Source organism: Streptomyces sp. NPDC035033 (genome assembly GCF_040636735.1).
Classification (GTDB): Bacteria; Actinomycetota; Actinomycetes; order Streptomycetales; family Streptomycetaceae; genus Streptomyces.
Genome location: NZ_JBEZUZ010000148.1, coordinates 1 through 11,147 on the forward strand (window position 1 = coordinate 1; position 11,147 = coordinate 11,147).

Consider the following 11,147-nt stretch of genomic DNA (forward strand, 5'->3'; position numbering starts at 1 on the left):
CCCGGCCGGCCAGGTCAGCGCCGGGGGCCCGGCCCGCGGCCGCGCCCCCGGGGCCGAAGCGGAACGGGCGGGGAGGCCGCCCCGGCCCGCCCGCCGCGTGCTCCGGCTCACATCCCGGGCGGAAACGGAATGAAATCCGGGTCGGTCGGCGTTCGGACGGGGACTGGCCCCCGCCCCCGTACGACCCCCGGAGAAGGAGAACCATGCGCGTCGAGATCTGGTCGGACATCGCCTGTCCCTGGTGCTACATCGGAAAGGCCCGCTTCGAGAAGGGGCTCGCGGCCTTCGCCCACCGCGACGAGGTCGAGGTCGTGCACCGCTCCTTCGAGCTCGACCCGCACCGGGCCAAGGGCGACACCGGGCCCGTCCTGGAGATGCTGGCGAAGAAGTACGGGCGGACGCTCGACGAGGCCCGCGCCATGGAGGCGCACGTCGCCTCCAACGCGCACGCCGAGGGCCTGGAGTACCTGACCGACGGCCGCGACCACGGCAACACCTTCGACATCCACCGGCTGCTGCACCTCGCCAGGGAGCGCGGCCGGCAGAACGAGCTGCTCGACCTCGCCTACCGGGCGAACTTCGCCGAGGAGCGGTCGGTCTTCGACGAGGGCACCCTGGTGGCGCTCGGCGTCGAGGCCGGGCTCGACGAGGCCGAGGTGCGGGCCGTCCTCGCCGACGCGACCGCCTACGCCGACGCCGTGCGGGCCGACGAGCGGGAGGCCGCCGAACTCGGCGCCACCGGCGTGCCGTTCTTCGTCCTCGACCGCCGCTACGGCGTCTCCGGCGGCCAGCCCGCCGAGGTCTTCACCCAGGCCCTGGAGCAGGCCTGGCAGGGCCGCGCCCTCCAGCCCGTCGGCGCCGCCGACGCGGAGGCGGAGGCGTGCGGCCCGGACGGCTGCGCGGTCCCGCCGCACGCCTGAACCGGCTCCGACCTGCGGAGATAAGGAACGCTTGGGGATTCCCCGTGATCTATGGGAATTGACGGGAGGTCACGGGGCGCCCAGGCTGTGGCCATGGACTCCCTGGACTCCCTCGACCGGCCGCTCGGCGGCGCCGAATTCGCCCCCGCGCGGACCTACCTGAACACCTCCGCCTGCGGCCTGCTGCCGCGCCGCACCGTCGACGCGGTCACCCTCCTCGCCGAGGAGACCGCGGCCGGCCGGCCCGGCGGCGCCGGCAGCTTCGACGTCGTGACCGAGGCCCGCGCCGCCTACGCCCGGCTCGCCGGGGTCGCGCCCGACCGGGTCGCCGTCGGCAGCTCGGTCGCCGTGCACTGCGGGATGATCGCCCAGTCGATGCCCTCCGGCGCCGAGATCCTCTTCCCCGAGGGCGACTTCTCCTCCGTCATCACGCCCTTCACCGTCCGAGGCGACCTGAAGACCCGGTTCGTGCCGCTGGAGCGGCTCGCCGAGTCCGTCGGTCCCGGGACCGCGCTCGTCGCCTTCTCCGCCGTGCAGTCGGCGGACGGCCGCACCGCCGACCTCGCCGCCGTCCGGGCCGCCGCGGCGGCCCACGGGGCCCGCACCCTGCTCGACGCCACCCAGTCCGCGGGCTGGCTGCCGCTGTCGGCGGGCGACTGGGACTACACGGTCGCCGGCGCCTACAAGTACCTGCTCTGCCCGCGCGGCGCCTCCTTCCTCACCGTCACCGAGGAGGCCCAGGACGGCCTGCTGCCGATCCACGCGAACTGGGTCACCGGCGAGGAGCTGTGGGTCAACAGCTACGGGCCGGTGCGCGAACTCGCCCGCTCCGCCCGCCGGTTCGACGAGCCGCCCGCCTTCTCCGCGTACCACGGCGCCGCCCGCTCGCTGGCGCTCCTGGAGGAGATCGGCGTCGAGCGGATCGAGGCCCACGACAAGGGGCTCGCCGCCCGCTTCCGGGCGGGGCTGCTCGCGCTCGGGCACGAGCCGGTCGCGGACGACTCCGCGGTCGTCGCCGTCCCCGGCCTCGGCCACCGCGCGGAGGCCCTGGACGCGGCGGGCGTCCTGCTCTCGGTCCGCGCCGGGAACCTGCGGGCCTCCTTCCACCTGTACAACACGGCGGCGGACGTCGACCGAGCCCTGGACGTGCTGGCCGGCTGAGGCGTCAGCAGCCCGGCGACGGGCAGTCGCCCGCGTCGCCCGCCTCCGCGCGCAGGTTGTCCGCGAGGACGCCGAGGAGGCGGGCCAGCTCGGCCCGCTCCGCCGGGCCGAGCCCGGCCAGCGAGCTCTCCTCCAGGTCGGCCCAGGCGCCCTCGACCCCGGCCCGCAGCGCCTGGCCCGGCTCGGTGGCCTCCACGAGGACCGCGCGCCGGTCGGCGGGGTCGGGGGAGCGGCGCACGTATCCGCACTGTTCGAGCCGCTGGAGCATCTTCGTCACGGTCGAGGGGTCCAGGCCGAGCGACTGGATGAGCTCCGACTGGCGGACCGCCCCGCAGTCCCACAGCCGCATCATCATCAGCTCCTGGCCCGGGTAGAGGCCGAGCTCGCGCAGGCGGCGCCCCATCGCGATCCGGTGCGTCCGGGAGACCCGGGCGAGGGTGTGCCCGACGGGGCCGCCGCGCGCGGCGGAGGGCAGTTCCTCGGTACAGGCGGGCTCGACTGCGGTCATCGGGGGCTCCTCGGGGTGTTCTCCATCCCCCAGGTTACCCGTGGGCCGACACTTTGCTTGGCTGGCCAATGAATGGGTTACAGTGGCGTCGGACCCAGATACTTGGCCGACCACATATCGTTTCGGGAGACCGCCGTGACCACCGCATTCGACCCCGTGGACCTCGCAGGCACCCGCCTCGCCAACCGCATCGCCATGGCCCCCATGACCCGCAGCCGGGCCGACGGGCGGGACGGCACCCCGCCGGCCCTCGTCGCCGAGTACTACGCCCAGCGCGCCTCCGCCGGACTCGTCATCAGCGAGGGCGTCCAGCCCGTCCCCGAGGGCCAGGGCTACCCCGACACGCCCGGCCTGCACAGCCGCGCCCAGATCGCCGCCTGGCGGAAGGTCACCGACGCGGTCCACGAGCGCGGCGGCCGGATCTTCGCCCAGCTCATGCACGCCGGCCGGATCGGCCACCCGGACCTCCTCGACGGCGACCTCCACCCCGTCGGCCCCTCGCCCGTCGCCGCCGCCGGCCAGGTCTACACCCACGAGGGCCCCAAGGACTTCGTCACCCCCCGCGAGCTCACCGGCGACGAGGTCCGCGAGACGATCGCCGGCTTCGCCTCCGCCGCCCGCAACGCGATCGAGGCCGGCTTCGACGGCGTCGAGGTCCACGGCGCCAACGGCTACCTGGTCCAGCAGTTCCTCGCCTCCGGCTCCAACCACCGCACCGACGAGTGGGGCGGCCCCGTCGAGAACCGCATCCGCTTCGCCGCCGAGGTCGTCCGGGCCGTCGCCGCCGAGATCGGCCCCGAGCGCACCGGCCTGCGCATCTCCCCGGCCACCACCTTCAACGACATCAGCGAGACGGACACCGAGGCGCTCTACCCGGCCCTCGTCGACGCCCTCGAACCCCTCGGCATCGCCTACCTGCACATCAGCGAGCCCACCCCCGAGACCCGCGCCCTCACCCTCGACCTGCGCAAGCGCTTCTCCGGCGCCCTCATCCTCAACCCGGCCACCGAGGGCCCCACCGACGCCGAGTCCCTCGCCCTGATCGAGGACGGCACCGCCGACCTCGTCGCCTTCGGCCGGCTCTTCGTCGCCAACCCCGACCTGCCCGCCCGGCTGCGCGCCGACGGCCCCTACAACCCGCTCGACCCCGCCACCCTGTACGGCGGCGACCACCGCGGCTACACCGACTACCCGGCGCTGTAGCCCCGGGCACGCCGGAGGGGCGGGACCCGGCCACCGGATCCCGCCCCTCCGCACGCGTCACGCCTGCCAGGCCCCGGTGACCGCCCGGCGCGCGCCCTCCAGGTCCACCGTCCGGCCCGCCTCGCCGAGCACCGCGCCCAGCGCGGCCAGCGAGGACTGCACGGCGTTCGGCGTCGCGTCGGCCCCGTAGTGGTTGACCCGGATCATCTCCTTCGCCAGCGCCCCGCCGCCCGCGATCAGCGGCAGCGACGGGTCCGCCGCCAGCGCCTTCGCCACCAGCACCGAGGCGTCCAGCTCCGCCGGCACCCGCAGCGTCGTCGCCACCGGCGCCGCGTCCCCGGCCTCGTACACGTACGGCTCCAGGCCGCCGCCCAGCGCGAGGGCGCCCGCGCGGGTCGCCGCCGCGGCCGAGGCGTGCCGGGCCATCAGCGCGTCCAGGCCCTCCGTCTCGATCCGCTCCAGGCACGCCTCCAGGGCCAGCATCTCCAGCTGCGCCGGGGCGTGCAGCAGCGCCTTGCGCCCGCCGTCGATCCAGCGCTCCTTCCAGTCCAGGAGGGAGAGGTACGAGCGGCGCGGCGCGGCCGGGTTGGCGGCGAACCGCTCCCAGGCCCGCTCGCTCACCGACACCGCCGAGACGCCCGCCGGGCCGCCCATCGCCTTCTGCGCGCCGATGATGCACATGTCCACGCCCCAGGCGTCCGGCAGCACCGGCTCCGCGCCGATCGAGGCCACCGCGTCCAGGTAGAACAGCGCGCCGTGCGCCCGGACGACCTCGCCGATCTCCGCGACCGGGTTGGTGTTGCCGGTGGCCGCCTCCGCGTGCACCAGGGAGACGAAGTCGATCTCCGGGTGCTCGGCGAGCGCCCGCTCGACCTGCTCGGCGGTGACCGCCGTGTGGAAGGGAACGGCCAGGTCGACGACGGTCGCGCCGCAGTCGCGCAGCCAGTTCCCGAAGGTCTGCCCGTACGGACCCGTGATCACGTTCAGCGCGGTCGAACCCGCCCGCGCCCCGCTGCGGATGCACCCCTCCAGGGGCAGCAGCGCCTCGCCCTGGGTGATCACCACGTCCTGCTCGGTGGAGAGCAGCGCGGCCACCCGCCGCTCGATCGACGCGAAGTGCGCGGCGGTCATCGGGGCCAGGTCGAGCAGCGGATGTGTCACGGTCACGGTGGTGCCTTCTCGGGGTCGGTGATACGGCCGGTGGCCAGCGTACGCCCACCGTCCCGGCGACCCCTCGTACAGTGCTGGCATGAGCGATCACGAGGTGGTGCACGTGAAGGGGCGGGTGCTCGTCGGCCCGGAGGACGTGCGGGACGAACTCTGGTGCGTGGACGGGCGGATCACCTTCGAGCGGCCGGCCGGGGAGGCCGTGTCGGTCACCGGCTGGGCGCTGCCCGGTCTGGTCGACGCCCACTGCCACGTCGGGCTCGACCGGCACGGGCCCGTCGACGAGGCCACCGCCGAGAAGCAGGCCCTCACCGACCGGGACGCCGGCACCCTGCTGATCCGGGACGCCGGCTCGCCCTCCGACACCCGCTGGATCGACGACCGCGAGGACCTGCCGAAGATCATCCGGGCCGGCCGGCACATCGCCCGCACCCGCCGCTACATCCGCAACTACGCCCACGAGATCGAGCCCGCGGACCTGGTGGCGTACGTGGGCCGCGAGGCCCGGCGCGGCGACGGCTGGGTCAAGCTGGTCGGCGACTGGATCGACCGCGAGGTCGGCGACCTGGCGCCGTCCTGGCCGCGCCCCGAGGTGGAGGCGGCCATCGCGGAGGCGCACCGGCTCGGCGCCCGGGTCACCGCCCACTGCTTCGCCGAGGACTCGCTGCGCGACCTGGTCGAGGCCGGCATCGACTGCGTCGAGCACGCCACCGGCCTCACCGAGGAGACGATCCCGCTCTTCGTGGAGCGCGGGGTCGCGATCGTCCCCACGCTGGTGAACATCGCGACCTTCCCGCACCTCGCGGACGGCGGCGAGGCCAAGTTCCCCCGCTGGTCCGCCCACATGCGCCGGCTGCACGCGCGCCGGTACGACACCGTCCGCGCCGCCTGGGACGCGGGCGTCCCGGTTTTCGTCGGCACCGACGCGGGCGGCTCGCTCGCCCACGGGCTGGTCGCCGAGGAGGTCGAGGAGCTGACGAAGGCCGGCATCCCGGCGCTGGACGCGCTCTCGGCCACCACCTGGCGGGCGAGGGCCTGGCTGGGGCGCCCCGCCCTGGAGGAGGGCGCCCCCGCCGACCTCGTCGTCTACGACGAGGACCCGCGCGCGGACGTCCGCGTCCTCGCGGCGCCGCGCCGGGTCGTCGTCAACGGCCGGATCCTCGCCTGACCGGGCCACGCCCCGCGGCGGGGACGGAGCGCGGGCTCAGGCGGCCCGGCGGAGGAAGGCCAGCCGGGCCTTCTTCTCCGGGATGAACACCTCCGGCAGGTCCACCTCGGGCAGCACGACCTCCGGGCCGAGCTCGAAGCCGGCCCGCGCCATGCGGGCGATCGCCTTCTCGTTCGCCGCGTCCGGCTCGACCACGATCCGGGTGTGGTCGCGGTGGCAGAAGGCGATCAGCGCGCTGAGCAGCCCGGCCGTGAAGCCGGGGGAGGGAGCCGTGCTCGGCGCGACGAAGAGGTGGCAGCCGATGTCGCCGTCCTCGACCTCGTAGCACTCGCCCACCCGGTCCTCCGCCGGGTCGTACGTCTGGAAGATCGAGACCGGCTCCCCGTCGAGCTCCACCATGAAGCCGTGGTGGGTGGTGAGCGAGTCCAGGTGCGCGTAGACGTCCCGGACCTGCTCGACGGTGGTGCCGTTCATGCCCCAGAAGCGCGCCCGCTCCTCGTTGACCCACGCGTGGATGAGCGGGGCGTCCGCGTCCGGGACGACGGGCCGGATCGTGACGGTGCCGAGGCCCTCGACGGTCTGGACGTGTACGGGGGTGGTCATCCCTGCTCCTTGGTGAGGCGGTTCCAGTCGGTGGTGACGGGGGCGAGCTCGCCCCGCAGCCACAGGGGGAGTTGGTCTTCGTGGTGCGGGTCCCCGGCCACCCCGGACGCGCCGAACGGCACGATCCAGCCGCTGCGTTCGCGGTCGGCGAGGTCCCACACGTACCGGGCGGCCGAGGCCCGCGCGCTGCGGTCGGTGTAACCGGGGGCGCTGGAGGTGGAGAGCACGCAGTCGTGGTCGCCGCCGAGCCCCGGCCACCGGGCGTCGGCCTCCTCGGAGGGATCCGGGAGCGCCTGCCAGGGCGCGAGCCGGTGGGTGGCGCCCCAGGCGGCGGGCGGTTCGCCCGCGGCGGTCTCCTCCAGGGCCTCGCGGACGATCCGGGCCACGTCCCCGGCCGGCACCGGGCCGGTCACGAGGAGCGTCTCCAGGGCGAGGCCGACCCGGGGGCCGAGGTACAGCCAGGGCGTGAACACCCCCGGGTACGGGGCGGGTTCGCGCAGCCCGGCGAAGACCTCGTGCGCGGCGAGGCGGCGGACGACGGCGCCCCGCACGGCCGCGTAGAGCCCGGCGTCGACGCTCTCCGCGTCCATCCGCCGGTCCCAGGCGAGCAGCCGCTTCCGCACCTCCCCGGCGGCGGGGGAGAGGCCGCCGGAGCCGTCCTCGGCCGCGGCGTCGACCGCGGCGAGGAGCCGGGCCGCCGCGCGGTTGTCGGTGTCGCGGTGGACGGCGGCGGTGGCCTCGGGCGTCCAGGCGGCGGAGGCGGCGAGGAGCTCGGCGATCCGGTCGGCCCGGTGGGCCGGCGCGAACTCGACGCCGAGCGGGGCGGCGAGCCCCCGGGCGTTGGCCATCACCGCGTACCCGTCCGTCACCCCGCCGCGGGGCAGCGGCGCCGGCTCCGCCGCCCAGGCGTGCGCCGGCTCCCAGGCCGGCACCGGACGCAGGGAGTTGGCCCGGGGGCGGACGGGGACGTGCCCGGCGACCCGGTGCAGCAGGCCGCCCTCCGTGTCGGCGGCGAGGACCACGTTCACCGGCTCCACCCAGGCGTCCAGGGCCGTGTCGACCTCGGCGGCGGTACGGGCGGCGAGCAGGCGCGGCAGGGCCTCGAAGCCCAGCCGGCCGGTGACCCGGGGCACGTACCGCAGGCTCAGCCCCTCCCACTCGGCGCCGGGCTCCGCCGGCCCGTCGCCCGTGATCACCGGGCCGCGCGCGGTCTCGACCACCTCGACGGGGACCGGCTCGCCGCCGGCGACCTCGACCGTCTCGGCGTGCGCGGCTGCCGGGCGCCAGCCGTCCGGGCCGTACGCCTCCACGCCGCCGCCGGCGGTGCGCCGCAGCCGCTCCCGGTAGAGGTCCTGGTAGTCGGCCATCGCGTTGGTGATCGCCCAGGCGACGTGCCCGGCGTGGCCGAAGTGGGCGAGGCCGGGCACGCCGGGCACGGCGAGGCCCACGACGTCGTACTCCGGGCAGGCGAGGCGGACCTGCTGGTAGACGCCCGGCGCCTCGATGAACCGGTGCGGGTCGCCGGCCACCAGGGCCGCCCCGCTCGCGGTCCGCTCCCCGGCCACCAGCCAGCCGTTGGAGCCGGCGGTGGCCGGTCCGTCGGCGGCGAACAGCTCCGTCCACTCCTCTCCGAGCCGGGTCGCGACCTGTTCGCGCCACAGCTTGGTCGGGAAGCCGGCGAAGAGGATGTGGGTGGAGAGCCAGACCGCCAGCGGCGTCCACGCCTCCCAGCGGCCGGCGGCGAGCCCGGTCGCGGCGAACTCCGGGGCGCGGCGGGCCCCTTCGGCCAGGCCGTCGTTGACGCCGTCGGCGTACGCCCGCACCCAGTCCGCGGTCTCCGGGTCGGTCTCCTCCAGCCGGGCCAGGCAGCGGCGCGCGGTGTCGGCGAGCCGGACCCGCCGGACGAAGGCGTCCCACTCGGCCTCGGCGGCGCCGAGGAAGGCGGCCGTGGTGCCCTGGGCCCGGTGGCGCTCGACCTCCAGCTGCCAGGCGCGGTCCCGTGCGGTGACCCGGCCCTGGGCGAAGGCCAGTTCCTCCGGGTCTCCGGCGCGCAGATGGGGGACGCCGTACGCGTCCCGGTAGACCTCGATGCTCATCCGTGCCGATTCCGTCCCGTGTACTGCCAGATTCCCTTAGGTTAGGCTGGCCTAAATTGATCGTCGACCCAAGGTAACCCATGGGTCCCGGGGAGGAGCACGCGGTGGGGCACGGGTGGCAGGGCGCCGTACTGAAGCTGATGGGCGCGAAGGACTTCACGTTCACCGTCACGGGGGCCGAGCGGGTCACCGACGACTACCGGAGGGTCCACTTCACCGACGGCGGGCTGCTCGCCGCCGCCGGGGTCCATCCGACGATGTGGGTCCGGATCTGGTTCGAGAACGCCGGGAAGCCGCACCAGCGCGCCTACACCCTGGTCGACCCCGACCGGGACGCCGGCACCTTCAGCCTGGAGTTCGCCCTCCACGACGGCCCCGCCAGCCACTGGGCCCGCGGCTGCGCCCCCGGCGACACCGTCGAGGCCACCCTCCAGGGCACCGGCTTCGAGACCCCCGAGCCCCGGCCGGAGCGGCTGCTCGTCGTCGGCGACGCGGCCTCGCTGCCGGCCGTCAACTCGCTGCTCGACGCCCACCCGGACCTCCCGGCCACCATCTGGTTCGAGACCCAGCACGCCTCCGACGAGGAGCTGCCCTTCCGCACCGACCCGGACCGCCACGAGCTGCGCCGGATCCCCCGGCAGCGGGCCGGCGCCGCCCTCGTCGAGCGGGTCCGGGCCGAGCTGCCCGCGCTCGCCGGGCCGGAGGCGTACGTCTGGATCGCCTGCGACACCGCGACCACCCGCGCGCTCGCCGCGTACGCCCGCAAGGAGCTGGCGCTGCCCAAGGAGCGGGTCCACGCGCTCGGCTACTGGCGCGCGAGCTGAACCGTTCCGCCGCTCCGGCGTGGCGTTGACGATCCGTGACCCGGCGGGGTCGCGGATCGTTTCTCTTTCCCGCGCCGCGCGCCGCCGTCCCCCGGACGGAGTCCCCCGTACGAAACACGCGGGGCGAGCGTGAACGGTTGTGTCGTAAAGAATCGAAAATGAACACGGAAACCCCCCTTTGGAGTGAACTCACGTCAGGCGACTGCCGGTTCACTCTCCGTGCGTAAAGATTCCGGTGTCTCAAGTCGCCGCCGCCGCGCAGACCCACCGTCCCCGTGGCGAGCGGCCGGCGACGCCATGTCTTCTGTGGGGGTTCCACCATCTTGAACAGCAACACCTTCCGCGCGCCCGTCCGCCGCACCGCCGCCGCCGCGGCCGTCGTCGCCCTCGCGGCGGGCCCCGTGCTCCTGGCGGCCCCGGCGCAGGCCACGGACGGCGAGCGCCGCGAGGGCCGGGCGAGCGCCGTCGTGCTCCGCACCGGGCTCGACGTCTCCCTCCTCGGCGAGACCGTGAAGATCCCGGTCCGCGCCACCCTCAACGAGGTCCAGGCGCCGGAGAGCGCGAACAAGACCGCGCTCAGCGTCAAGGTGGAGGGCGCCGAGGGCGGCGAGCCGGTCGACATCCTCACCGCCGACGTCGCCACCTCGACCGCCACCGTCGACGAGCGCGGGGCCGAGGGGCACGTCAACCTCGCCAAGGCCCGCGTCCACGTCCCCGGCCTGCCCGCCCTCGCCCTCGTCGAGGTCGAGAAGGTCACCTCCAGGGCGATCTGCGAGGCGGGGAAGAAGCCGGTCGCCGAGTCCAACGTCCTCGGCCACGTCCAGGTCCTCGGCAAGAAGGTCACGCTGACCGCCGGCGGGCGCACCCGGCTCGACGTGCCCGCCGTCGGCAAGGTCACCCTCGACCTCTCGCGGACGAGCACCACCACCCGCACTGCCGCGGCCACCGCCCTGGAGCTCGACGTCGAGGTCGACCCGCTCGCCCTTGGCGTCGCCAAGGTCAAGGGCACCGTCACCCTCGCCGAGGCCACCTGCGAGACCCCCGACGCCCCGGCGCCGACCGAGAAGCCCACGGAGAAGCCCACCGGGAAGCCGACCCCGGAGCCCACCGAGCAGCCGAGCGAGCGGCCGACCGAGAAGCCGGGCGAGCAGCCCTCGCCGCGGCCCACCGAGCCCGAGGACGACGGCGGCGTGGTCACCAACAACGGTGGCTCCACCCCGACCCAGAACCTCGCCGAGACCGGCGGCAGCTCCGCCACCCCGTACATCGCGGGCGGCGCCCTCGCGCTCGTCCTCGCCGGCGGCGTCGCGCTCGTCCTGGCCCGCGGCCGCGCCCGCGCCCGGGGCTGACGGCCCGAGGGGGACGCGTCAGGGGGACGCAGGGGGAACCCGGCCCGGGGGGGGGGCGCGGGCGGGGGGGGGCGCCCCCCCCCCGCCGGGCGCCGCGGGGGGGGGGGGGGCCGCGCCGGGCCCCGCGGGGGGCGGCGCCGCCGGCCGG

10 protein-coding genes are annotated in these 11,147 nt (G+C 75.7%); 6 read left to right on the top strand and 4 right to left on the bottom strand.

What is annotated here, in order from left to right; translation table 11 throughout:
- The first annotated feature begins 203 nt into the window (after positions 1 to 203).
- Together AB0E83_RS33705 and AB0E83_RS33710 are read left to right on the top strand one after the other, a co-directional pair.
- On the top strand, positions 204 to 920 hold the full coding sequence (locus AB0E83_RS33705; RefSeq protein ID WP_362120355.1) for a DsbA family oxidoreductase: 717 nt from the start codon (positions 204 to 206) through the stop codon (positions 918 to 920).
- 93 nt (positions 921 to 1,013) lie between these two features.
- Positions 1,014 to 2,081, top strand: a complete 1,068-nt coding sequence (locus AB0E83_RS33710; protein WP_362120356.1) for an aminotransferase class V-fold PLP-dependent enzyme — start codon at positions 1,014 to 1,016, stop codon at positions 2,079 to 2,081.
- Positions 2,082 to 2,085: 4 nt separating this feature from the next.
- Here AB0E83_RS33710 and AB0E83_RS33715 read toward each other — a convergent pair whose 3' ends face one another.
- Positions 2,086 to 2,589: a MarR family winged helix-turn-helix transcriptional regulator gene (locus tag AB0E83_RS33715; RefSeq protein WP_362120358.1), complete on the bottom strand. Its 504-nt coding sequence runs from the start codon at positions 2,587 to 2,589 to the stop codon at positions 2,086 to 2,088.
- 135 nt (positions 2,590 to 2,724) lie between these two features.
- On the opposite strand from AB0E83_RS33715, the gene AB0E83_RS33720 reads away from it, so the two are divergent.
- On the top strand, positions 2,725 to 3,792 hold the full coding sequence (locus AB0E83_RS33720; RefSeq protein ID WP_362120360.1) for an alkene reductase: 1,068 nt from the start codon (positions 2,725 to 2,727) through the stop codon (positions 3,790 to 3,792).
- Positions 3,793 to 3,849: 57 nt separating this feature from the next.
- Here the strand turns inward: AB0E83_RS33720 and AB0E83_RS33725 are convergent, their stop codons facing one another.
- Positions 3,850 to 4,953 (bottom strand): aminotransferase class V-fold PLP-dependent enzyme, encoded by a 1,104-nt coding sequence (locus tag AB0E83_RS33725; RefSeq protein WP_362120370.1) that lies wholly within the window; start codon positions 4,951 to 4,953, stop codon positions 3,850 to 3,852.
- Between the two features lie 88 nt (positions 4,954 to 5,041).
- Between AB0E83_RS33725 and AB0E83_RS33730 the strand changes: the two genes are divergently transcribed.
- Positions 5,042 to 6,127, top strand: coding sequence for an amidohydrolase family protein (locus tag AB0E83_RS33730; RefSeq protein ID WP_362120362.1), 1,086 nt, complete (start codon positions 5,042 to 5,044; stop codon positions 6,125 to 6,127).
- 36 nt (positions 6,128 to 6,163) lie between these two features.
- Here the strand turns inward: AB0E83_RS33730 and AB0E83_RS33735 are convergent, their stop codons facing one another.
- Together AB0E83_RS33735 and AB0E83_RS33740 are read right to left on the bottom strand one after the other, a co-directional pair.
- A complete protein-coding gene (locus tag AB0E83_RS33735) occupies positions 6,164 to 6,730 on the bottom strand; it encodes a GNAT family N-acetyltransferase (protein WP_362120364.1) in 567 nt (188 codons plus the stop codon).
- Positions 6,727 to 8,826, bottom strand: coding sequence for a penicillin acylase family protein (locus tag AB0E83_RS33740; protein WP_362120366.1), 2,100 nt, complete (start codon positions 8,824 to 8,826; stop codon positions 6,727 to 6,729). Before AB0E83_RS33740 ends, AB0E83_RS33735 begins: the two co-directional genes overlap by 4 nt.
- Before the next feature lie 104 nt (positions 8,827 to 8,930).
- On the opposite strand from AB0E83_RS33740, the gene AB0E83_RS33745 reads away from it, so the two are divergent.
- Both AB0E83_RS33745 and AB0E83_RS33750 read left to right on the top strand, forming a co-directional pair.
- Positions 8,931 to 9,650: a siderophore-interacting protein gene (locus AB0E83_RS33745; RefSeq protein WP_362120372.1), complete on the top strand. Its 720-nt coding sequence runs from the start codon at positions 8,931 to 8,933 to the stop codon at positions 9,648 to 9,650.
- Positions 9,651 to 9,973: 323 nt separating this feature from the next.
- Positions 9,974 to 10,999, top strand: coding sequence for an SCO1860 family LAETG-anchored protein (locus AB0E83_RS33750; RefSeq protein ID WP_362120368.1), 1,026 nt, complete (start codon positions 9,974 to 9,976; stop codon positions 10,997 to 10,999).
- The last annotated feature ends 148 nt before the right edge of the window (positions 11,000 to 11,147 follow it).

Bases quoted from the DNA above. Each gene is read 5' to 3' on its own strand.
- AB0E83_RS33710 (WP_362120356.1), top strand. From the start codon at position 1,014: ATGGACTCCCTGGACTCCCTCGACCGGCCGCTCGGCGGCGCCGAATTC.
- AB0E83_RS33715 (WP_362120358.1), bottom strand. From the start codon at position 2,589: ATGACCGCAGTCGAGCCCGCCTGTACCGAGGAACTGCCCTCCGCCGCG.
- AB0E83_RS33705 (WP_362120355.1), top strand. From the start codon at position 204: ATGCGCGTCGAGATCTGGTCGGACATCGCCTGTCCCTGGTGCTACATC.
- AB0E83_RS33735 (WP_362120364.1), bottom strand. From the start codon at position 6,730: ATGACCACCCCCGTACACGTCCAGACCGTCGAGGGCCTCGGCACCGTC.
- AB0E83_RS33730 (WP_362120362.1), top strand. From the start codon at position 5,042: ATGAGCGATCACGAGGTGGTGCACGTGAAGGGGCGGGTGCTCGTCGGC.
- AB0E83_RS33740 (WP_362120366.1), bottom strand. From the start codon at position 8,826: ATGAGCATCGAGGTCTACCGGGACGCGTACGGCGTCCCCCATCTGCGC.